At 64.4% G+C, this 23,058-nt stretch carries 17 protein-coding genes and 1 tRNA gene; 7 read left to right on the top strand and 11 right to left on the bottom strand.

Annotated features, from left to right (window positions below):
* Positions 1 to 2,076 carry a PspC domain-containing protein gene (locus tag KIH76_RS05455; protein ID WP_219069701.1) on the bottom strand — a complete coding sequence of 692 codons (2,076 nt, stop codon included), beginning with the start codon at positions 2,074 to 2,076 and terminating at the stop codon, positions 1 to 3.
* A gap of 302 nt (positions 2,077 to 2,378) precedes the next feature.
* Here KIH76_RS05455 and KIH76_RS05450 point away from each other — a divergent pair, with 302 nt between their 5' ends.
* Both KIH76_RS05450 and KIH76_RS05445 read left to right on the top strand, forming a co-directional pair.
* Complete coding sequence (locus KIH76_RS05450) at positions 2,379 to 3,806, top strand: ATP-binding protein (protein ID WP_219069700.1); 1,428 nt, start codon at positions 2,379 to 2,381, stop codon at positions 3,804 to 3,806.
* 105 nt (positions 3,807 to 3,911) lie between these two features.
* Positions 3,912 to 4,616, top strand: a complete 705-nt coding sequence (locus tag KIH76_RS05445) for a LuxR C-terminal-related transcriptional regulator (RefSeq protein WP_219069697.1) — start codon at positions 3,912 to 3,914, stop codon at positions 4,614 to 4,616.
* 78 nt (positions 4,617 to 4,694) lie between these two features.
* On the opposite strand, the gene KIH76_RS05440 is transcribed toward KIH76_RS05445, so the two are convergent.
* The 3 genes from KIH76_RS05440 to serS form a co-directional block, all read right to left on the bottom strand.
* Positions 4,695 to 5,357 (bottom strand): HAD family hydrolase, encoded by a 663-nt coding sequence (locus KIH76_RS05440; RefSeq protein ID WP_219069695.1) that lies wholly within the window; start codon positions 5,355 to 5,357, stop codon positions 4,695 to 4,697.
* A 52-nt stretch (positions 5,358 to 5,409) separates the two neighbouring features.
* Positions 5,410 to 5,494: transfer RNA gene (locus tag KIH76_RS05435), tRNA-Ser, on the bottom strand.
* Between the two features lie 307 nt (positions 5,495 to 5,801).
* Positions 5,802 to 7,088, bottom strand: coding sequence for a serine--tRNA ligase (gene serS / locus KIH76_RS05430; RefSeq protein WP_219069693.1), 1,287 nt, complete (start codon positions 7,086 to 7,088; stop codon positions 5,802 to 5,804).
* 138 nt (positions 7,089 to 7,226) lie between these two features.
* Here serS and KIH76_RS05425 point away from each other — a divergent pair, with 138 nt between their 5' ends.
* Complete coding sequence (locus tag KIH76_RS05425; protein ID WP_214372456.1) at positions 7,227 to 8,354, top strand: diacylglycerol/lipid kinase family protein; 1,128 nt, start codon at positions 7,227 to 7,229, stop codon at positions 8,352 to 8,354.
* Between the two features lie 673 nt (positions 8,355 to 9,027).
* On the opposite strand, the gene ptsP is transcribed toward KIH76_RS05425, so the two are convergent.
* From ptsP to KIH76_RS05400, 5 genes are all read right to left on the bottom strand, one after another.
* Positions 9,028 to 10,719, bottom strand: coding sequence for a phosphoenolpyruvate--protein phosphotransferase (gene ptsP, locus KIH76_RS05420; RefSeq protein ID WP_214372459.1), 1,692 nt, complete (start codon positions 10,717 to 10,719; stop codon positions 9,028 to 9,030).
* A gap of 56 nt (positions 10,720 to 10,775) precedes the next feature.
* Positions 10,776 to 11,048, bottom strand: coding sequence for an HPr family phosphocarrier protein (locus KIH76_RS05415; RefSeq protein WP_214372461.1), 273 nt, complete (start codon positions 11,046 to 11,048; stop codon positions 10,776 to 10,778).
* Positions 11,049 to 11,092: 44 nt separating this feature from the next.
* Positions 11,093 to 11,935, bottom strand: coding sequence for a PRD domain-containing protein (locus tag KIH76_RS05410; RefSeq protein WP_214372464.1), 843 nt, complete (start codon positions 11,933 to 11,935; stop codon positions 11,093 to 11,095).
* A 27-nt stretch (positions 11,936 to 11,962) separates the two neighbouring features.
* Positions 11,963 to 14,062 (bottom strand): glucose PTS transporter subunit IIA, encoded by a 2,100-nt coding sequence (locus KIH76_RS05405; RefSeq protein ID WP_219069692.1) that lies wholly within the window; start codon positions 14,060 to 14,062, stop codon positions 11,963 to 11,965.
* Positions 14,063 to 14,394: 332 nt separating this feature from the next.
* Positions 14,395 to 15,978, bottom strand: coding sequence for a sugar transferase (locus KIH76_RS05400; RefSeq protein WP_236036835.1), 1,584 nt, complete (start codon positions 15,976 to 15,978; stop codon positions 14,395 to 14,397).
* A 333-nt stretch (positions 15,979 to 16,311) separates the two neighbouring features.
* On the opposite strand from KIH76_RS05400, the gene pgm reads away from it, so the two are divergent.
* From pgm to rpiA, 3 genes are all read left to right on the top strand, one after another.
* Complete coding sequence (gene pgm / locus KIH76_RS05395) at positions 16,312 to 17,985, top strand: phosphoglucomutase (alpha-D-glucose-1,6-bisphosphate-dependent) (RefSeq protein ID WP_219069690.1); 1,674 nt, start codon at positions 16,312 to 16,314, stop codon at positions 17,983 to 17,985.
* A gap of 210 nt (positions 17,986 to 18,195) precedes the next feature.
* Positions 18,196 to 19,332 carry a ribonuclease H family protein gene (locus tag KIH76_RS05390; RefSeq protein ID WP_219069688.1) on the top strand — a complete coding sequence of 379 codons (1,137 nt, stop codon included), beginning with the start codon at positions 18,196 to 18,198 and terminating at the stop codon, positions 19,330 to 19,332.
* A gap of 214 nt (positions 19,333 to 19,546) precedes the next feature.
* Positions 19,547 to 20,245, top strand: a complete 699-nt coding sequence (gene rpiA, locus KIH76_RS05385; RefSeq protein WP_214372471.1) for a ribose-5-phosphate isomerase RpiA — start codon at positions 19,547 to 19,549, stop codon at positions 20,243 to 20,245.
* Between the two features lie 308 nt (positions 20,246 to 20,553).
* Here rpiA and KIH76_RS05380 read toward each other — a convergent pair whose 3' ends face one another.
* Together KIH76_RS05380 and KIH76_RS05375 are read right to left on the bottom strand one after the other, a co-directional pair.
* Positions 20,554 to 20,643 (bottom strand): 30S ribosomal protein bS22, encoded by a 90-nt coding sequence (locus KIH76_RS05380; RefSeq protein ID WP_004268639.1) that lies wholly within the window; start codon positions 20,641 to 20,643, stop codon positions 20,554 to 20,556.
* Positions 20,644 to 20,751: 108 nt separating this feature from the next.
* Positions 20,752 to 21,432, bottom strand: a complete 681-nt coding sequence (locus KIH76_RS05375) for a hypothetical protein (RefSeq protein ID WP_214372472.1) — start codon at positions 21,430 to 21,432, stop codon at positions 20,752 to 20,754.
* Positions 21,433 to 21,514: 82 nt separating this feature from the next.
* Between KIH76_RS05375 and radA the strand changes: the two genes are divergently transcribed.
* Positions 21,515 to 22,984, top strand: a complete 1,470-nt coding sequence (gene radA / locus KIH76_RS05370) for a DNA repair protein RadA (protein WP_214372473.1) — start codon at positions 21,515 to 21,517, stop codon at positions 22,982 to 22,984.
* Positions 22,985 to 23,058 lie beyond the last annotated feature (74 nt).

Here is a 23,058-nt window from a genome sequence, read left to right as displayed (position 1 = left end):
TCACTCGTTCTTCGTTGCCGGCTCGCCGAACAGGTCGGCGTTGTCGCCCACGGTCTGCGCCGGGTAGCGCACAAACACGCGCCCGCTCAGCAGGTATTGCACGTCGATGAACAGTTCCTCGTCGTTGTCCGGATAGTAGTCGTAGTCGCGCAGCCAGTCCGGCGCGTCCGCACCGTTCGCGTCATTCAGCGCGGCGATCGCGGACCGGCCGTCGTTGCCATGCGCGTTCCCGTCCATGTACGACTGTTGGGAGAACGTGGAACTGCCGAAATTGATGCCGTCACCTTGTGTGCCGATCAGCGCCGCGTACCGTCCGCCGTACGTGTTGCCGCCGAACGTGGATAGGTCGTCATTGCCGAACGCGAACGGGCAGCCGGTGGGCAGCGTGATGACGACTCGTGTCTGCGATGCAGCGAGATGGATGGTGCCGCTCGGGCAGTTCGTACGCACAGTGGTGCCGTTGTGCAGTGTGACGTTATGCTTCGGCCGACGCGCGTAGTCGGTGAGGTCGACGTGTACGAGATCGTTGTCGTAGTTGGTGCCGTCGAAGACGACGCCGTCGCTCAGATGCGTGAACTGTGCGCTGTCGCGGTCGAGATTGTCGTTGCCGGAGTACTTGATCGTGCCGTCGTAGTCGACGTATCCGTGGACGTCGACGACCTCGTACGACCGGTAGACGTCGCTGTAGCGGGATGCGATGTACGTGTAAGTGAAATTGACGGCGAGGATGCATACGGCGGTGATGCCGGCGAGCCACGCGAGCGGCACGAGTCCGCCGGCGCGACGGCCGCGGATGCCGAGTGCGAGGATGACCAGGCCGATGAGTACGCAGGTCGCGCCGATCCACAGGGTCGAGGACCGGATCAGCGAGGTGAGCGTGTAACTGTTCGTTGTGTACAGCGCGACGGCCGCGAAGATGCAGGACAGTCCGAGGACTGCGGCGACGATGATCGGACCGGCCGGTTTGCGGCGGGCGACGGCCGGGCGCGGTTCGGGCTGGGGCGCACGGTACGGGGAGGTCATCGGCCGGATCGGGTTGCCGAACGGCGGTATGGGCGCGGCTGCGGCTGGCGATGCGGACGGTGCGCTCGCGGCGTTGGACGATGCAGAAGCCGCACCGGGAACGCCGGGGATCGGTTGACCGGATGCTGCGTCATGATCGGACGACGGCATGAACGGATTGCCAGATGCGGGTGCCGATTGACCGGATGCCGGAGCCGTAAACGGGCCAGACTGTGGGGACAGCTGACCGACTGGCTGACCGGCCGGCTGATTGCTTGGCTGATTGACCGGCTGATTGACCGAGACTCCGCGTCGCACATACGGCGATCCGTATGGCTGAGTGCCGCCGAAACCGCCGTCGTACGGACGACCGTCACCGGGATTGCCTCCGGCATTACCGCGACCGCCGGCACCGTATCCTCGCTGACGCCGCAGTTCCCGCTCGATGATCAGCCACAGCACGAACGCGGCTGCGGCCGTCAGGAAGATACCGGAACCGGGGAATCCCACGCCGATCATCGTGCACAGGATCACGCCGAGGCAGGCCCAGTCCCAGTCGCCGGCGATCAGCCGTTCGCCAAGGATCTCGCCGGTGCGCCCGTCCGGCAGCAGGAACCATGCGAACGCGTAGAACGCCGCGCCGAATCCGCCGCACAGCACGGCCGCGATCATAATCGCGCGCATCAGCACCGGGCTGATGTTGAAATACCGGGCCAGTCCGCCGCATACGCCGCCGATCCAACGGTCGTCGGACCGCGTGATGCCGCTGCGTCGGATCCATGCGAAGAACCTTGCCGTAGTACCGTTCGAACGGCCTGTTCCGGCGCCGGGGGCGACGTACGGATACGAGGCGGGATCGTACGGATTGGCGGAAGACGGACCTGCCTGCCACTGTTGCCAGGATTGCGCGCCGGACTGCTGATTGGCATACGGCTCGTAACCGCCACCGGCAGTGCCGTACGTCGCGTTGCCGCCGGGCACGGCTCCGGCTCCCGACGCGGCGTTCTGCGTACCGGACTGATGCTGATTTGCTCCGTTGTCCTGCGGAGCATAGGGACCATACGAATTGCTCATGGTTCCATTACAACAGCCCGCACGCGCCGATGCGGTCCGGGGACACCCTGATTCTCCCCTGAACATTGCGTGTACGACCCCGTACGTTCCCTGTCAGGCGGCACAATGGAAGCATGACCCAGCCTGAGACTCCTCCGCCGTATCGAATGCGGCCGCAGTCATCATCGCGACCGACCGTGGCGTCGGATCGTACTGTGCACGACGGTGATCGGTACGCGCGAACCTATGCATCGCCAACGTATGCGACGAGGCCGCAAACGCAGTCGTCACAGCAGCCGGATCGCGCCCAACGTTTGCCATTGATGCGGCCGAAACGCGGGCGCATGCTGTGCGGCGTGTGCCGTGGCGTGGCGCTGCATCTGGGTGTGTCCGTATGGCTGGTGCGGCTCGTGTTTCTCATCTCAACGTGCTTCTTCGGGGCCGGGGCCGCGGCATATCTGTTCCTGTGGCTGTTCGTGCCGGTGGGCGATCCGGTAATCGCGGCGGCCGCCCGGGCGCGATCCGTTGCGCAGGCGCCGTTGTCGCGCGGCAACGCCGTTTCCGGACCGACAGGTTTCACGGGTAGTTTCACAGACGGTTTCACAGGGAGTTTCACGAACGGCACTACGGCTGATTCGGATGATTCCACGGCCGGCCGCATGCCGAACAAGCCATATCGCAGCTCCTCGCAAGCGGCTGGAACCGCCGCCGAGTCCGGCGCCGCCGCGGCCTACGGCACCTCCGAAAGTCTCGCCGAAGCGCTGCGTCGCGCCCCCAAACCGGCCTTGGTCGCGCTCGTCGGCATGGCCAGCATCGCCGTCGCCGTACTGCTCTCGCTCGGCGGCGTCGAATCGGGCCTGATCCTGCCGATTCTGCTCGCATTGGCCGGCATCGGCGTGGCGTGGTTGCAATACAACGCGTCCAGCGGTCAGTTGTGGTCGATGCTGGGCAGTGTGGCGCTGCTGTTCGTGGCGTATGCGGTGTTCGTGATGAACGCGGCGATTCCCGGCTGGGGCGCGTCGCCGCGGAGGATCATCCTTGCCGGCTTTCTGCTGCTGGTCGCGGTGTGTTTCGCGATCGTGCCGTGGATCAGTTCGCTGATTCGCGAGCTCGGCACCGAGCGCGCGCTGAAGGAACGAGAGGAGGAACGCGCCGACATGACCGCGCATCTGCATGACGGCGTGCTGCAAACGTTGGCGCTGATCCAGCTGCATAGCGAGGAATCTGCAACCGTATTCACGCTCGCCCGCCAGCAGGAACGCGAACTGCGCGAATGGCTGTATCAGGAGCGCACCACGACCGACCGGTCGGTCAGCGCCGGCATCAAGGACATCGCCGCGCATGTCGAGGACGAGTATGGCAAACCGATCGAGGTGGTGACCGTGGGCGACGCGCAGCCGAGCGCGCAGACCGACGCGTTACTCGACGCGGCCACGCAGGCGCTGGTCAACGCGGTCACGCATGGCGGCGAGCCCGTGTCCGTCTACTGCGAGGCCGGTGCGAGTCAGGTCGAAGTGTTCGTGCGCGATCACGGCGACGGATTCGACGTGAACGCGATTCCCGAAGGCCGGCTTGGGATCCGCGAATCGATCATCGGCCGTATCCGCCGGCGCGGTGGTACGGTGGAGATCGTATCGAGGCCGGGATGGGGCACCGAAGTGCGCATGCATATGCCGATCGCGGCCGCACGACCGGGCGGTTCCTCCGGGAATGGCGCGCCTGCGGGCGCGGGTGCTGGAAACGCCGCGTGATGCCGCATGATACGTACGACGAAGATGGACCGAAGTTCGACGGATTGACGGCGGGACCGCGCGTGAACCGCACGATGCAGAGCGACGTGAGATAAGGAGAGTGTGATGGAGGATCTGAAGCAGGATGCCTCGCCGATTCGCGTGGCCGTGGTCGACGATCACGAGATGTTCCGCGCAGGCGTGATCGCGACGCTGCAGCCGTATTTCACGATCGTCGGGCAGGCGCCGGACGTGGAGGGCTCGGTGGCGATGATCGCGGCGACCAAGCCGGATGTGGTGCTGCTCGACGTGCATGTGCCGGGCGGCGAGGGCGGCGGCGGGGCGGAGATTCTCGCCAAGTCGCTCGCCTATTCGCCTCATTCGGCGTTCCTGGCGTTGTCGGTGTCCGATTCGCCGCAGGATGTCGGTTCGGTGATCCGCGCGGGGGCGCGCGGGTATGTGACCAAGACGATCACCGGCGAGGATCTCATCAATTCGATCCGTCAGGTGCATGAGGGGTACGCCGTGTTCTCCCCGAAACTGGCGGGATTCGTGCTGTCCGCGTTTCAGGGCGTGCCGGTCGACGGTTCCTCCGGAGCGGCAGGCGGTGTCGCGGGCGGCGGGCACGATGAGGAACTCGACCGACTATCCGCCCGCGAGCAGGAGGTGATGCGGCTCATCGCCCGCGGCTACACGTACAAGGAGGTCGCGGCCGAGCTGTTCATCTCGATCAAAACCGTCGAGACGCACGTCAGTTCGGTGCTGCGCAAGCTCCAGCTGTCCAACCGCACCGAGCTCACCCGCTGGGCCGCCGACCGTCGCATCGTGTGAACGGTTCCGATTCCGCGGTCGGTCTTCATAGGCCGCGATCGAGCCCCAACCGACCGATCATAATTCGGTTTCAGTCATTCACAACAGGCGGTTCCGCACCTGAGCCGCGTTGAGGAACTGGATACCGGCGAGTCCGACGGCGCTGGCGGCGTCGGCGTTGCGCGCCTTGTCGTCCACGAACGCGGTCGTCGCCGGATCCACGCCGAACCGCGTAATCGCACGGCGGTAGATCTCCGGATCGGGCTTGTGAATATGCTCCTCGGACGAGACGACCGTGTCGCACAACAGCGCCAGCCATGGAAACTTGAGATGCGCGGCGTGCACGAATTTCGCGGTGAAATTCGTCAGACCCCACAGCCGCACGCCCGCCGCGTCGAGATCGCGCAGCAGCAGGGGCATGCCGTCGATCATGTCGTACAGGGCAAGCCGCTGACGGTCGAAATAGTCGCGGAACAGCTGCACCGGATAGCCGGCGTCCATCGTGTCGCTATGGTGATGGGCCGCATAGTCGTCGATGATCTGTTCCTCGCTCCAGCCAAGGTCGGACAGCACGTCGTAATGCCAGAAACCGTACTCAGTCGCGCGGTCGAAGAACGTATCCAATTCAGCCGCCGGATACAACCCGTCCAACGCGAGCCGCGGACGCCAGTCCAGCAGCACGTCGCAGTAGTCGAAGATCACATCGGTGTACGACGGCCGGTTCCCCGCGGTTTCGGCATCCGCCCCAGTCAGATCACTCATACGACCAGAGTATGCAAAAAGGGTTCCGGCAACGCCGAAACCCTTCGCAAAGCGGACAGAGCGAGATTCGAACTCGCGGTGGGTTGCCCCACAACGGTTTTCAAGACCGTCTCTTTAGGCCGCTCAGACACCTGTCCCTTGTGCGCCGCACGGCGAAGCCGCGAAATGCGCACGATGTTCAATTATACAGCGGGGGTGGTCAGTGGAATTGCTTGCTAACACATCATCGGTTTATCGGCACTTGGCTCTTTCAGCCGTTGGAAGATGAGATCGCTTTAGCTTTGACACTCCCCCAGTCAGCTTCGCTGACAGCCCCCTCAGCCGAGGGGGCCGAGAATACACGGAATCAGGCTTCCCACTTGACGAACAGTCCAGTGGACTGTTCGTAGCCGCGCACAGCGACAGCGGCCGTGCGCGACGCAGGACACAGCAGGCGTGATGAAATCACGCCTCCCACTTGGTGGGCTCGATGACTTCCTTGCCGCCCATGTACGGACGCATGGCCTGCGGGATCTCGATGGAACCGTCCTTCTGCTGGTGGTTCTCGAGGATCGCGACGAGCCAGCGGGTGGTGGCCAGCGTGCCGTTGAGCGTGGACACCGGACGGGTCGAACCGTCCTCGGTGCGCTCGCGGATGTTGAGGCGGCGGGCCTGGTATTCGGTGCAGTTCGAGGTGGAGGTCAGCTCGCGATAGCGGCCCTGGGTCGGCACCCACGCCTCGCAGTCGAACTTGCGGGCGGCGGAGGAACCGAGGTCGCCGGCGGCGGTGTCGATGATGCGGTACGGCACCTCGACCTTGGCGAGCATCTCCTGCTCCATCTCGAGCAAGTGCCGGTGCTCGGCGTAGGAGTCCTCCTGCTTCGCGTAGACGAACATCTCGACCTTGTCGAACTGGTGCACGCGGATGATGCCGGAAGTGTCCTTACCCGCGGCACCGGCCTCACGGCGATAGCAGGACGACCAGCCGCAGTAGCGCAGCGGGCCGTTGTTCAGATCGAGGATCTCGTTCTCGTGCATGCCGGCGAGCGCCACTTCGGACGTGCCGACGAGGTACTGGTCGTCGGGTTCGCGCAGACGGTAGATCTCGTCGGCGTGCGAGTTGAGGAAGCCGGTGCCGGCCATGACCTCGGGACGCACGAGCGTCGGAGTGATGGCGAGCACGAAACCGTGCTGCTCGGCCTGATCGACGGCCATGGTGAGCATGGCGATCTGCATGCGGGCGACCGCGCCGCGCAGGAAGTAGAATCGGGAGCCGCCGACCTTGACGCCGCGGCGCATGTCGATGCCGGCCACGCCGGTGCCGAGGGTCAGGTGGTCCTTCGGCTCGAAGCCTTCGGCCGCGAAGTCGCGGATAGTCCCGACCTTCTTGACGACGACGTAATCGTCCTCGCCGCCTTCCGGAGCCTCCGGCTCGACGATGTTGGAGAGCTTCCACATGGCGGTGGTGTATTCCTCGGCGGCGGCGTCCGCGGTGGCCTTGTATTCGGCGACCTTGGCGGCGAGGTCCTTGGTCTGAGCGATGAGCGCGGCCTTCTCGTCGGCGGGAGCGGCGGCGACCTTCTTGCCGATCTCCTTCTGCTGGGCGCGGGCTTCCTCGAATTCCTTGAGCGCGGTGCGGCGCGTCTCATCGGACTTGAGCACTTCATCGACGAGTTCGACGGACTCGCCGCGCTTGCGCTGCGATTCCTTGACGACGTCGGCATGTTCACGAATGAATTGAATATCAAGCATAGGCTCAGCCTACCGCCGTAAGCCGACACGCGTGGCCGGAGGCCGATCCGCCCGCACTATGCGGCGAACGTGCAGGAATCGTTGAATTTCGCCGTGTCGCAGCGGAATTGTTCGCGGGTTGCAGACACAATGTAAGGTATGCCTACAGTCGTCATCGTCATCGCAGTCATCATCGGCATCGCCGCCATCGCCGCGGCCGCGTTGTTCGCGGTTCGCGCCTACCGCAAACGCCGGCTCGCCGAACGCATCGACCAGCGCGACGACGACCAAGTACATTACGCGTTCATCGTCAACCCGTCGAAGCCGCAGGCGAAGGAACGCAAGAAGCACATCAAGCAGTTCTGCAAGGCCAAGGGTCTGAAGGAAGTCGAGTTCATCGAGACACAGCTCGACAAAGACGGCCGAGCGTGCGCGAAGGAGGCGCTGGCGAACGGCGCTGACGTGGTCGTCGCGGTCGGCGGCGACGGCACGGTGCGTACCGTGGCGAGCGCGATGGCCGGCACCGGGCACGCGATGGGCATCATCCCGATCGGCACAGGCAACCTGTTCGCCCGCAATATGGGCATTCCGGTGGACGATATCGATGCGGCGCTGTCGGTGGCGACCTCGCACGGGTCGCGGCACGTCGACGTGGGCCGTTTGACGCTGCTCGACGACCCGACCACCGATCACGGCCACGCGTTCCTGATCATCGCGGGCATCGGTTTCGATGCGGTGATGATCGACGACACCGATCCCGAACTCAAGAAGAACATCAGCTGGCTTGCGTACTTCGTGTCCGGGGTCAAGAACCTGTTCATCCCGAAGTTCCGCGGCACGGTGACGATCCGCAGCGCGGACGGCAATTCGCATACGATTCAGGGACTGCAGTTCCGCACGTTCATGGCCGGCAACTGCGGCCAGATCCCGATGTTCTCGCTGATGCCGGAGGCGTTGTACGACGACGGCATCCTCGATTTCGAGATCATCGACACATCGGGCGGTATCTTGGGCTGGGCGAATCTGTTCGGCGACGTGGTGCATCAGACAATCACCGGCAAGTCCGGTTCGAGTCCGCTGTCGGTCAACTCCACGATCGACAACATTCAGGGCGTGAGCGCGGAGATTCGGCTCGAGAAGCCGGTTCCGGCGCAGGTGGATGGTGACATGCTGCCCGAGACGCAGCACATCCGCTTCGATGTGGAACGCAAGGCGCTGTGCGTGCGTGTGCCGGAGGTCGACCCCGACTTCTCCGCCACCGGTATCATCCCGCCGATTCGCGACTAGCTGTTGGCGACTGGGGACAGGGCCGGCATCGTGTTTTGTACGATGCCGGCCCTTCCGCATCCCTGACAAACGACCGGACGCCGTACCCCCGGCAAACGCCTGGACGCCGTATGCCCGGGAGTAACCGGACCGGTATCCGGGCGTTCCTCCATTCCCGGGCTTACGGCCCTTTCAAAGGTCAAAACCGGCCGTATGCCCGGAAACACGTCCACCTTTGCTCAACCTTCCCGGGCTTACGGCCCTTTCAACAGTCCACACCGGCCGTATGCCCGGGAACAAAGTCTGCGTCCGATTACTCGCTCATTCTCTCCCGGGCTTACGGCCGTTTCGAAGGTCAAAACCGGCCGTATGCCCGGGAACACGTCCACCTTTGCTCAACCTTCCCGGGCCTACGGCCATTTCGGCGGGCCATACCGGCCGTATGCCCGGGAGATATGGCCCGTGATCCGCTAACTCATCGGCGCAGGCCCACGACGTGTACGGAACGGCACGCCGACAAGTCACACACGGAGACAAGACCCGCAGGATTACCCACATAACGACAATGAGGCTCTGCTTCCGAGAATCCGGAAGCAGAGCCTCACGTATATTCGTCCGCGCGGCACAAGATAGGCAAAGCCGCGCGGACAAATCGAACGGGATTCACCCGTTCAGACGAGACGTACTCGATCGATCAGAGCAGATCGAGCAGCATCGGGTCGGCCAGGGCGATCACCGCGGCGCGGGCGTCGGCGGCGGTACGCGCATCGACCGCGTAGGCGGCCATCTGCTGGCAGGTCGACATGTCGTGCAGGCGCAGGGCGGCACGCACGGCGTTGACCTTCTTCGGGGCCATCGACAGCGACTGCACGCCGAGGCCGGCGAGCACAAGCGCCAGCAGCGGATCGCCGCCGGCCTCGCCGCACACGCCCACGTACTTGCCGGTGGCCTTGCCACCATCGCACGCGGCCTTGATCATGTTGAGCACGGCCGGCTGCCACGGGGTGAGCAGGTTGGCCAGTTCGCCCTTGAGTCGGTCGGCGGCCATCGTGTACTGCGCGAGGTCGTTGGTGCCGAGCGAGGCGAAGTCCACGACGGACAGCACCTGCGCGGAGCGGATCGCGGCGGCGGGCACCTCGATCATCACGCCGACCTTCGGCAGGCCGAGCGCACGCACCTTGTTGGCGAACCATTCGGCTTCCTCCACGGTGGCGACCATCGGGGCCATGACCCACAGATCGCCGTGGGTGGCCTCGTAGGCGTTGGCGAGGGCCTGCAGCTGCGTGTCGAGCAGGTCTTCGCGGCGCTGGCTCAGGCGCAGGCCGCGCACGCCGAGGGCCGGATTCTCCTCCTCGCCGAGATTGGCGAAGGCGAGCGGCTTGTCGGCGCCGGCGTCGAGCGTACGCACGACGACACGGCGGTCGCCGAACGCCTGGAGCACCTTGGTGTAGGTGTCGGTCTGCTCTTCGAGGGTCGGAGCGGTTTCGCGGCCGAGGAACAGGAACTCAGTGCGGAACAGGCCGGAGCCTTCGAGGTCGAACTTCGCGGCGGCTTCGGCGTCAGCCACCGTGCCGATGTTGGCGAGCAGCTTGACCTTGAAACCGTCACGGGTGCTGCCTTCGCCGCTGGAGCCGGCGAGCGCGGCGGCGCGACGGCGGGAGCGTTCGGCCAGCTGGTCGGCCTCCTCCTCGGTCGGGGAGACGATGACCTCGCCGACGCCGCCGTCGAGGGCGATCGTGTCGCCTTCGGCCACGGCAGCGGTCACGCCGGAGACCTTGACGGCCGCCGGAATGCCGAGCTGTGCGGCGAGGATGGCGGTGTGGCTGGTCGGGCCGCCCTCTTCGGTGATGACGCCGAGCACAGTGGCCGGGTCGAGCGTGGCGGTTTCGGCCGGGGCAAGGTCACGGGCGACGAGCACGACCGGGATGGTGATGTCCGGAACGCCCGGCGCGGGCAGGCCACGCAGCTCGCAGATCGTGCGGTTGCGCACGTCGTGCAGGTCGGTGACGCGCTCGGCCATGTAGCCGCCGAGCTTCTTGAGCATTTCGGCGTAGCCTTCGACCGCGTTGTACACGGCGTGAGTCACGCCGTCGCCGGCCTTGAGGCGCTTGGTGATGGCCTTGGCGAGGCCGCGGTCGCCGGCGAGCTGCGCGGTGGCTTCGAGCACGGCGCGGGACTTGTCGGACGTGGCCTTCTCGGCGCGGGCCTTGAGACTGGCAACGACCGCCTCCATGGCGGCCTTGACGCGCTCGGCGTCGGCGGCCGGATCGGTGCAGGCGGGCTCGTGCTCGTCCACGCCCGGCGCCTCGCGCACGAGCGCCAGCGGGCCGGATGCGGTGCCGGCGCACACGCCGATGCCGTGCAGAATCTTGTGTTCACTTGCCATATGTGATGCTCCTAGATAAGAAGAAACGTCAGCCTATCGAATCGAAATCGGACGGCTCACTCGGCGTCGAGATCGCGAGTCAGCATCTCGGCGAGCTCGTCCATCGCGGCTTCGGCTTCCGCGCCGTCCTCTTCGCAGGTCAGGGTGACGGTGTCGCCGCCCTTGACGCCGAGGGTCATAATTTCGAGGGCGCTGGCGGCATCCGCCTCTTCGCCGTCGAAGGACAGGGTGACGTCGATGCCCTTGTCGTCGACGGCCTGCGCGAACAGGGCGGCAGGACGGGCATGAAGACCGACGGAGGCTCCGATGACTGCGGTACGGGTGATCATGATGGTTTCCTTTCAGTTGTTTGGTTATGTGGACAGTTTGATGCTCAGTGTTTGAGCTGGTTCGCGACGCGCGCGACGTGCAGCGTGAGGTACGCGATCTCGTCGTCGCTGATGTCGGCGCCGAGTCGCAGTTCGAGCACGGATGCGATTGTCATCGCGCAGTGCAGCGCGTCCGGATAGGATTCGCGGATCGCGTTGACGATCGGCTCGGGTTCGCGCTCGAGCTGCTTGTGCTGGTGGATGCGGACGAACAGGTAGCGCAGGTGGGTGATGAACCGGCCCACGCTGACCGATCCCTGGTCGAGCGTGATCCCGTAGCTCTGCTCGATGATGTCGAGCATCTGCTGGATCACGCCGGTCATCGTGTACGTGTACGACAGGTCACCGGTCAGGAAGCCCGCGTTGACGAGATGCAGCGCGAGCGCCGTCTCCTCGCCGTCGGGCAGCGGCTTGTCGATCCGCTTGTTGATCGCGGCGAGCAGCGTGCAGCCCTGCGCGTATTCCTGCGGGTACAGGTTGCGCACCTCGCCGAGCAGCGGGTAGACGACCTTGATGCCTTGGTTGACGCGGATGATCGCGTTGGCCACGTGGTCGGACAGCGCCATGACCAGCGTGGTCGAGGCGATCTCCTGTTCGCCGAGGCCGGCCTCGCGCATGGATTCGACCACGATGCGGATGATCTCGGGCGGGATGTCCGACAGCATCTGCGCGAGGTGGTCGGGGTCGCGGCCGTCGGCCGGCACGAACTTGCGTACGACTTTGGCCGCGTCGACGGGACGCCCCGGCCGGGCCTGGAATCCCAGGCCGCGGCCGGTGAGGATCACTTCTCCCCCATCGTCATCCTTGGCGAGAACGACGTTGTTGTTGAATACGCGAAGTATCTCCATGGCATCCCATCACTTGCAACCGGCAGGTCAGTGCTCGACCTCGATCACCGGATCGCCAGTCGTGACATCCTTGCCCGCGAGCGGGGTGACCGAAGTCATCTTCTTGGTATTGGTCACGGCGATGATGGTGGCGGTGGAGTATCCGGCTTCCTTGACCTTGTCGAAATCGACGGTGGCCAGCAGGTCGCCAGCCTTCACGCGCTGACCCTTGGCAACGGCCACGTCGAATCCGTCGCCGTTCATCTGCACGGTGTCAATACCGATGTGGACCAGGACCTCGACGCCGTCATCGGTCTTGATGCCGTACGCATGGCCGGTCTTGGCCACGGTCTTCAGTGTACCCGACACCGGGGCCTTGATCTGGGATTCGGACGGCACGACCGCGACGCCTTCGCCGAGGGCCTTGGACGCGAACACCGCGTCGCCGGTCTCCTCGAGGGTGATGACGTGGCCGTTGCACGGGGAGACGACTTCCTTGGTCGGCTCGGCCGGTTCGGCCGGGGCCTCAGCGGCGGACGCGGAGGCAGCCGGAACCGGGGCAGCCGGGGCGGACTCGACGGCCGGAGCGGCGGCAGCCTCGGCCTCGAGCTTGCGATCGGCCTCTTCCTGGGCCACGCGGGCCAGCACTTCGGCCTTCTGCTCCGGGGTGCGGTAGTCGAGGGTGACGATCAGGAACATGGAGACGGCGAACGCGACAGCGATGGACACGCCGTAGACCCACATTTGGTCGAAGACCGGGACGGTCAGCAGCGAGGTGAACGCGAACGCGGTGGTGGTCACGCCGCGCACGGTCTGACCGGAGGCGACGACGGACGGGAACAGCCAGCCGAGGACGGCGATCACGACACCGCCGACGCCGCAGCCGATGAGCATGCGCTTGTAGACCAGCTTGTAGCGCAGGTGGATGCCGTAGAGGGACGGCTCGGAGACGCCACCGAGCAGACCAGCGGCGAGGGCGCCGATGGAGGTCTGGCGCATTTCCTTGTCGTGGTCGCGGATGGAGAGGAACAGCACGCCGGCGGTCGCGCCGAAGCAGGCGAAGTTCCACACACCCATCGGGCCCTGGATGAAGTCGTAGCCCATCGACTGGATGTTCATGAGCATGAGGGCGTTGAGTGGCCAGTGCAGGCCGAGCGGGACGAGGAACGGGTAGAGCAGCGGGATCGCGATGGCGAAGATGAACGGTGCGTGGCCGTTCATCCAGGCGAGGATGACGCCGAGGCCGTTGCCGACCCACACGCCCAGCGGGCCGATGAGGAACGCGGTGAGCACGCCGACGATGATCATGGAGAAGAACGGCACGAAGACGAGCTGGACGCTGTCCGGAATGATCTTCTTCAAACCGTGGTAGACGAGACCGAGCACGGCGGCCATCATGAGCGGCACGAACACGTTGCCGGAGTAATCAGACAGCTGCATCGGCAGACCGAAGACGGTGGCGGTGCAGTCGGTGGTGCCCAGCGTGGCGTTCTCGACGCACTGGACGGCGTCGCCCCACGTCTTGGTGTCGGACAGCGCGGTGAACTGCGGGGTCATGAGCATGGCCATGATGGAGCCGCCGAGCCACGGGTCGACCTTGAGCTTCTTCGCGGCGTTGTAGGCGACCATGATCGGAAGGAAGTAGAACACGCCCTTCCAGATGGCCTTGATGAACATGAGCGAGGTGTTCGCCTCGTCGTTGGCGATGACGCCGAGCGAGATGAACAGGTTGACGAGCGCGATGATGATGGACGCGCCGAGCAGGACGCCCAGGATCGGGCGGAACGAGTCGGCCAGGTATTCGAAGAACGAGTCGAGCCAGGCGACCTTGCCGCGCGCCTTCGCGCGTTCGGCGGCCTTGACCTCGGCGTCGGTCATCTTCTTGGCTGTGCCGACGTTGGCCATCTCGGGCAGGTGCATGATCTCCTCGTACATGGAGGCGACCGCGCCGCCGATGACGACCTGGAAGCGATCGCCGGACTGCGGGACCGCGCCGAGCACGCCCTTCATGTTCTGGAGTCGATTCTGGTCAACTTTGCCCGCGTCGACAAGCTCGAAGCGAAGTCGAGTCGCGCAGTGGGTCAGGCTCTTGACGTTGCCCGCGCCACCGATGGCATCGATGATCTGCGATGCAGTGGATTCGGCCATCTTCTTTCCTTCCTTGGATTCTTCTTTTAGTTTTCCTGGTATGCTCTCCGCCCTCGCAGAGCCGCCAGCAACAAAAAAAGACCCGAGACACGTGCCGCACGCATAGATATGCGTATGGCAAATGCCTCAGGTCTTGCGTCTTGTGTGACTTGCAACCCTGCAAAAGTAGAAGTTCATGAGTCAATATATATCCGAGGTTAACCCGGAAGCAAACTTCGGAGTGTCGTTGACGATCCGCCGCACGGTGGCAATATCACACCGTCATAATCCTCCGCAATATCCGGTTTCGCAGTCCCGTATAGGCTCGTCATGGTTGCAGATCGAGCGGATTATCAGTACGCGCCTTTATGGCCAAGCACCGCGCCGACTGTACGGAACATGAGCACGATGTCGCCCAGAATCGACCAGTTCTGCACGTACGCCACGTCGAGCTGCTCGCTCTCCTCGGCGCTCAGATCAGAACGGCCGGAGACCTGCCACGGTCCGGTGATGCCGGGCTTGACGAGCATGCGCATCGCGTAGATGCGGTTGTAACGCGCGTATTCCTCGGGCAGCGGCGGACGGGGTCCCACGACCGACATGTCGCCGACGAACACGTTGAGGAACTGCGGCAATTCGTCGATCGAGAAGCGGCGGATGAAATGGCCGACCTTGGTGATGCGCGGGTCGTCCTTCATCTTGAAGATGAACCGGTCCCTCTGGCCGGTCTGTTCGGCCAGCTTCGCTTTGAGCTCGTCCGCGTTCACGACCATCGAACGGAACTTGATCATGCGGAACGGATTGCCGCGCAGGCCGATGCGTTCCTGCGTGTAGAAGATCGGGCCGCCGTCGGTCAGTTTGATCGCGATCGCGACCGGCAGCGTGATGATCAGCGAACACAGGATCGCGAGCGACGAGACGACGATGTCGAACAGGCGTTTGACGATGCGCGTGGTCACGCCGTACTGGGCGAGACGGATCGTGAGCACCGTCGTGCCTTGGATAGACCGAACCTGCGTCTGGTGGCCGGCCACGTCCACGGACGACGTGATGAGCGCCAGTTCAAGCCCGAGCGATTCCATGCGCACGGAGAAGATGTTGAAGTTGTCGGAGAAGCGGTGCAGCACGTCGCATACCATCACGGTCTGTGCGTCCAGGTTCACGAATCGTTCGGCAAGACCGTGGTCGGCGTATGGGATGACGGGAATCGGGGATCCCCATGATTCGCCGACGATACGGTTCATGGCGTCGATGTCGGGATCGGCCTCGACCAGTCCGGTTTCGGAATCGAGCCGGATCGGGCACACGGCCACCGGACGGTAGTTCAGCTGGTCGCGCCGGGCCAGGAACCGCAGCGTCCTGCCGATGCCCTCGGGCGAGCCGACGATCACCGTGCCGTACGAATACGCGCCCTTGGAGCGGCTGCGCGTGATGATCATGCGGGTGATCACGCGTTCGATGACCGTGGCGAGCCATGCGGAGACGACGATCAACGTCACCCCGCCGAGCGACAGACCCAACCCAAGCACGAAATTCAGCGCGCACAACCCGACCCAGCTCAACGCCACGCCCTTGAATACAAGCATGTTGAGCTGATAGCCGTCGCCCATCACGTGACGGTGGTACACGCCCGACGCCCTCAGGCACGCGATCCAGATCAGCGCGCCGACCGTCAGATACAGGCTGACGGAAAGGCGGCCGCCCCAACGCCACATCGCAAGATAGCCGGTGGTGCCATGCAGATTGAGCACACAGGCGCCGGCCAGGATGAACATGGCCGCGTCGCACAGCATGAGCGCGAGATTGATGAAAAACCGCCAGTACAGCACATGCGACAACTGGTTCTGCTGCAGATCGCTTAAACCCGCAAAACCGCCGGACTCGCTCGCGCCCGCGCAACCGTCGGCGGCGCCGCCCTTCGCATATGGCATGCCCATGCCAGTCTCTCCTCTCGCGTTCACGCGTCGACCACACGCGCTCGGAGTTTTATCCTATCGTGTTCAGTGATCGATATGTATGCCGTTTTCGCATCACGGAAACGACCTCATCCATCGTCGAGCGGTTCCTCATCGTCGCATATGGCAGACGACAGTCTGCGGTTCGGTACGTTCGCAGTCGCACCAGATAGATTTTTTTACTTCCTAATCATCGCCCGACATACCATAAAAATTAAATATTCTCACAAAATATGACAGAAATTAACAGTGATGTTGGTTGCACGACGGATGCAAAGGTTTGCATAGACGTGAGGGCGTGGCACAATAGGGCGTATGGTAGCAACAAATGCGGGTCTTCCCGCCACCCCAGCTGATCTGATCAACGTCGACGAAGTCATCGGCAAGTACTACGACCTCGTCCCCGATCCGTCCGTCCCCGAGCAGCGTGTCGTCTTCGGCACCTCCGGCCACCGCGGATCGTCCCTGAAGACCTCGTTCAACGAGGCCCACATCGTCGCCATCTCCCAGGCCATCGCCGAATACCGCAAGAAGGCCGGCGTCACCGGTCCGCTGTACCTCGGCGCCGACACGCACGCGCTGTCCGAGCCGGCCAAGAAGACCGCCATCGAGGTGCTCGTCGCCAACGGCGTGCACGTGCGCATCGACTCGCGCGGCGACTTCGTGCCGACCCCGGTCGTCTCACAGGCGATCCTGACGCACAACCGCGCGGCCGACGGCACCCAGCGCTTCACCGGCGACGGCCTCGCCGACGGCATCGTCGTCACCCCGAGCCACAACCCGCCCACCGACGGCGGCTTCAAGTACGACCCGGTCACCGGCGGCCCGGCCCCGGCCGACGTGACGAACGCGATCGCCGCGCGCGCCAACGAGCTGCTCGGCGACTACAAGAACGTCAAGCGCGTGCCGTACGAGGAGGCCATCAAGTCCGAGTACGTCGAAGGCTTCGACTTCCGCGACCACTACGTCTCCGACCTCGGCAACGTGATCGACTTCGACGCGATCCGCAACTCCGGCGTGCGCCTGGGCATCGACCCGCTCGGCGGCGCGTCCGTGAACTACTGGCCGCTCATCAACGAGAAGTACTGCCTGAACATCGGCGTCGTGCGCCCCGAGGTCGACCCGACGTGGCGTTTCATGACCATCGACCACGACGGCAAGATCCGCATGGATCCGTCTTCGCCGTACGCGATGAAGGGCCTTGTGGACGAGCTCAACGCCGGCGCGTGGAGCAAGTACGATCTCGTCGGCGGCACCGACCCGGACGCCGACCGCCACGGCATCGTCTGCCCGAACTGGGGCGTGATGAACCCGAACCACTACATCGCCGTGTGCGTCGAATACCTGTTCGGCGGCAACCGTCCGGGCTGGCCGGAGGGAGCGGCCGTCGGCAAGACGCTCGTCTCCTCGTCCCTGATCGACCGCGTGGCCGCGTCGATCGGAGCGAAGGTGCTCGAGGTGCCGGTCGGCTTCAAGTGGTTCGTCGACCCGCTGTTCACCGGCGAGGTCGCGTTCGGCGGCGAGGAGAGCTCCGGCATGAGCTTCCTGCGCAAGGACGGCCGCATCTGGACCACCGACAAGGACGGCCTGATCCCCGACCTGCTGGCCGCCGAGATCACCGCCAAGACCGGCAAGAACCCGGCCCAGCTGCACCAGGAGCAGGTCGAGCGCTTCGGCGAGTCGTGGTACAAGCGCGTCGACACGCCGACCACGTTCGAGCAGAAGCAGAAGTTCGCCAAGCTCACCGGCGACGACGTGACCGCCACGCAGCTCGCGGGCGAGGACATCACCGCCAAGCTGACCGAGGCGCCGGGCAACCACGCCAAGATCGGCGGCCTGAAGGTCACCACCAAGGACAACTGGTTCGCGGCCCGCCCGTCCGGCACCGAGAACATCTACAAGGTGTACGCCGAGTCGTTCGAATCGCCCGAGGCGCTCGACAAGGTGCTCGCCGAGGCCGAGGACGTCGTGAATAAGGCCCTGGCCTGACGTCGTTCACCGTCTGACTGAAGGAACCCTCCCGGATACGGTTCATGCGTCCGGGAGGGTTCCTTCAGTTCCGACCCCAGCCGACGACAGACCCGGGCCCGGGCATACTGCCGGTTTTCCTCACGAAACCGGCAGTATGCCCGGGCCTTGTTGTACGGTCTTCCGGTTCCCGCCATGCCACCATCCCGGCAACCGGTTAGGGTTGGCCGTATGACTATCACTGTTTCTACAGACGGATCCGCGCTGGGCAACCCGAACGGCCCGATGGGTTGGGCATGGGCCGACCACGAGGCGCACGCGGGCGGCCGATCCGGCCACGAGCACGGCGGCGACTGCGATGCGGGCGGCGCGACGAACGGCACGAACCAGATCGGCGAACTGTGCGCGGTGCTCGAGGCGTTGCGCTCGCACCCCGGCGCCGAGCCGCTGGTGATCGAGACCGATTCGCAGTACGCAATCAACTGCTCGACCAAGTGGGTGCACGGCTGGAAGAAGAACGGCTGGAAGAACGCACAGAAGAAGCCCGTGAAGAACGCGGCGCTGATCAAGGCGATCGACGCGGAACTGTCCCGGCGTGCCGGGTCGGTGAAGTTCGTATGGGTCAAAGGGCACGCGGGCAACGCCGGCAACGAGAAGGTCGACGAGCTGGCACGAACGTATGCAGGAGACTGCCGGTCGGGGGTACGTGACGGCTATCTGCCAAAGGAAGGATGGGAGTCGCTGCTCGCATCCGAGTATGCGAAAGGCACGGATGTGCCGGCCGATGCGCGGATGCTGATGGACGGTCTGATTTCCGCGAAGGACTATCACTTGGGACGCGGCGAGGATACGGGAGATGGCGGCGATGTGATCGGACGCGACGAACGTGCTGTGCGTTCCGACGTGGAAGATTTCTCCGCTCCGCTCCGCTCCGGTCGAAATGACAGTAAACGGGCTGGCGGCTTCGGTCGAAATGACAGTGAGCAGAGCGTCGACGTTCCCTCCCCCACTGTCATTTCGAGCGAGCGCAGCGAGTCGAGAAATCTTTCCGGCACCTCAACGCCATCATTGTCATCCGCACACTCGACTGAACCATCTTCGCAACAGCCACCCGCGACGCAGTCCGCATCTTCTCAGCCATCCGCAGCACCGTCATCACAGTCCGTCGCGCAGTCATCCCTGCCGCAACAGTCGCGACCGTCCGGACTCGCGGTGTCCGGTACGCTGCGGTTCACTCCCCCGCCGTCTTCCAGCCCGACCTACGATGGCCAGCCGCGCATGATCAGCGGCTACGTCATGATCGACGGCTACGTGAACGGCGACGGTACGATCACGATCGACAGCGCGCCGTTTCTAGTGCGGCAGTAGGCCGCAGCCGGTCAGGACCGCCCATCGATCATCTACCGGTCGTCCGTCGGCCACAAGTCGCATAACTGATCGTGCCCCGCACATGTCACAAGCATCACACCAAAAACGGGACACAACGTCACAACAAGGAACACATCGGATACACTAGGAAACTAGGCCGAGCGCCGCGCACGAAAGCGACGCGAGGCGAATTTCCCGTCGAAGGAGAGTAGATATGGATAAGGCACAGCAGGATGCGCTGAAGAAGGCGGCCGGTATCGAAGCCGCCAAGCTGATCACCGACGGCATGATCGCGGGTCTCGGCACCGGTTCGACCGTGCGGTTCCTCGTGGACGAGCTCGGCCGTCGCGTCAAGGAGGAGGGTCTCAAGTTCACGGGCGTCACCACCTCCCGCCGCACGCAGGAGCAGGCCGAGGGCTACGGCATCAAGATCGTCGACATCGACGACGTGGACCACATCGATATCACCATCGACGGCGCGGACGAGGTCGACAAGAACTTCAACGGCATCAAGGGCGGCGGCGCGGCCCTGCTGTGGGAGAAGATCGTGGCGACCAACTCCGACAAGATCGTGTGGATCGTGGACGAGTCCAAGGTCGTGGACACCATCGGCAAGTTCCCGCTGCCGGTCGAGGTGATCCCATTCGGCGCCGGCCACGTCATCAAGAAGTTCGAGACGAAGGGCTACAAGCCGACGCTACGTCTCGACGCCGAGGGCAAGCCAGTGCGCACCGACGAGAACAACTACGTGGTCGACCTGCACCTTGAGCGCATCGATCACCCGCAGGATCTGGCCGAGGACCTCATCACCACGGTCGGCGTGGTGGAGCACGGCCTGTTCCTCAACATGGTCGACAAGGTCATCGTGGGCGACCCGAACGGCCCGCGTGTGCTGACCAACTCCAACAAGTGAGTTTGGCGACTGTCCGGTTCCGGTCTTGAGAACAGTCCGGTCGGCTCGAAATCAGTTGGTAAACGGCCGCAACTGAGTCCCTGATACATCGTCGGGATTCGGTTGCGGCCGTTATTCGTACCGGAAACGACCGTAACTCAATGACGGGCACGAGCTGATGCTGAGTTACGGTCTCCGATTCTCCGGCGCATCTCCGTCGCCGTCCGATATACGGCATAGGCATACGGATACGTGTTCAAATATGCAAAAGCCCCTTGCGGAACAATCCGTAAGGGGCTTTCGTGCTGCTCACCGAGTGAGCGAGAAGACTACTTGCGCTGGTGGCGAGTCTTACGCAGCAGTTTGCGGTGCTTCTTCTTGCTCATCCGCTTGCGGCGCTTCTTGATGACCGAACCCATCTCAGCCTCCGTTCCTAAAAGGTCGTAAAGTTTGCAACTTGCCCAATAGTACACGCATTCTGGGACGAATGGTACCGGCGTTCCGCGAGTGCGTGTTCGCGCCCAGCTTTACAGCGGGAACTTCTGGTAGAACCGCTCGACCGCGGCCTTCGCGCCGGTCGCCTGGAAGACGACTGTGTCGTTCTGCCACACGGCGATCGCCTTGTTCTCGTCGTTCGCGTCGGTCTTAGCAGTGTAGCTGCCCTTCTCCTCGCCCGAGACCTTCACCTTGCCCGAACCGAGCTCGGTGCCTTTGAGCGCACCAGTCAGCGCCGTGTACTGGGTCTTCGCGGCGTCGGAGGTCGCCCACTGCGCGACGATCAGCGTCACGTCCTTCGCGTCGTCGCCGGTCGAATACGTGAGCGTGTACTCCTCCAACGGCGACGTGCTGTTCCACGTCGTGCTCGTATCAGCCTTCGTGCGCGCGTAGTTGAGCACCGTATCGGGCATCGCCTTGAGCAGTTCGCTGGCACCGTCCGGCAGCGCGGTCGCCTCGATGCTCGGCGTGGTCGGCTCAGTCTCCTCCTTCTTCTTGCTGTCGGTCGACGACGTATCGGAGCCGCCGTCGGTCGTGGTCGAGGAGGTGCCGCCCGTGGACTGCTGCGCCGTGTTGTTCTTGCTCAGCGCCCAGCCCGGCCAGATGAACGCGGACAGCAGCGCCAGCACGATCACGAGCGCGGCGGCGACCACGACGGCGATCAGTTTGCCATGGGACGGCGATACGGAAGACGATGGTTGAGTGTTCGACATGGCTTAGATTCTCTCACAGCCGCATGACTCGGGGCCGGCGCGGTTCGGGCGATATGTCGGCGAAGATCGATAGCGTCGAAGCATGGCGAAGACCTCTGTGCAATACCTGTGTTCCGAATGCGGCTGGAGCGGCACGAAATGGTACGGGCGCTGCCCCGAATGCGGCCAGTGGGGCACCATCGAGGAGTTCCGCGAGCCGAGGGCCGCCGCCACGGGCGTAGGAGCGGGCGGCGGGCGCGGCGGTGCCGGCAACCGCACCGCCGCGCCCGGTCGCACTGCACGGACCACTCCCGGCGCGGTGCCGGCCCAGTCCGCCGCACGTCCAATCACGCAGATCGACACCGACACAGTCACCCGTATCCCCACCGGATTCGGCGAGTTCGACCGCGTGCTCGGCGGCGGGATCGTGCCCGGCTCGGTCGTGCTGATCGCCGGCGAGCCGGGCATCGGCAAGTCGACATTGCTGTTGGAGACGGCCGGCAACATCGCTCGGTCCGTCCGTCCCGCCGCCCAATCCGTTCTCTACATCTCCGGCGAGGAGTCGCTCGCGCAGGTGCGGCTGCGCGCCACGCGCATCAACGCGGTCGAACCGAACCTGCTGCTCGCCTCAACCACCGATCTGGCGACCGCACTGGGACTGATCGAGCAGGAACGACCGGCGCTGGCGATCGTCGATTCGGCGCAGACCATCGTTTCGCAGGACGTCGATGGCATCTCGGGCGGCTCCACGCAGGTGCGCGAGGTCGCGAGCGCACTGATCGACACCGCGAAAAGCCTTGACGTGCCGGTGTTTCTGGTCGGACACGTGACCAAGGACGGGTCGATCGCCGGACCGCGTACACTCGAGCATCTCGTGGACGTGGTGTGTCAGTTCGAGGGCGATTCGCAGACCGCGCTGCGCATGTTGCGCGCGGTGAAGAACCGCTTCGGACCGACCGACGAGGTTGGCTGCTTCGACATGAGCGGCGAGGGAATCGAGGAAGTGGCCGATCCGTCCGGGCTGTTTTTGTCGGCGTCCGGCGCGGGTGTGGGCGCGGACGGCAAGCCTGAGCCGCCGGTCGAGGGCACGTGCGTGACATTCACGTTGGACGGACACCGCAGTCTGCCGATCGAAGTGCAGTCGCTGGTGACGAGTTCGGTGCTGCCGACGCCGCGCCGCGCGGTCAACGGCGTGGATTCCAACCGGATCGCGATGCTCACGGCCGTGCTGTACCGTCACGGGAAGGTGAATCTGCTGGCGAACGACCTGTATGTGTCGACAATCGCGGGCGGGCTGGCGAAGGAGCCGGCGTGTGATCTGGCGATCGTGGCCGCGTTGGCGAGCGCCGCGAAGTCGAAGGCGATCGCGCGTACGACTTGCGCGATCGGCGAGATTTCGCTGACCGGACAGGTGCGGCCGGTGCCGCGGCTGGAGTATCGGCTGCGTGAGGCGGCGCGGTTGGGATTCACGACGGCCGTGGTACCGCCGCTGCGCAAGAAAGCCACCATTGCCGGATTGCGGATCGTCGAGGTGAGTTCGCTGCGTGACGCATTGGCTGCGTTGGGACTGTGAACTTGCGTTGGATCGCATGATGCCGGATTGTGAAACAATGCGTGAAACGGGATTGCCGATGACACGGAACTGTA

Origin of the sequence: Bifidobacterium simiiventris, from assembly GCF_019331715.1 — a bacterium.
Taxonomy (GTDB): domain Bacteria; phylum Actinomycetota; class Actinomycetes; order Actinomycetales; family Bifidobacteriaceae; genus Bifidobacterium; species Bifidobacterium simiiventris.
The sequence above is the reverse complement of the archived record's forward strand: the minus strand, read 5'-3'. Positions and strand labels throughout refer to the sequence as shown.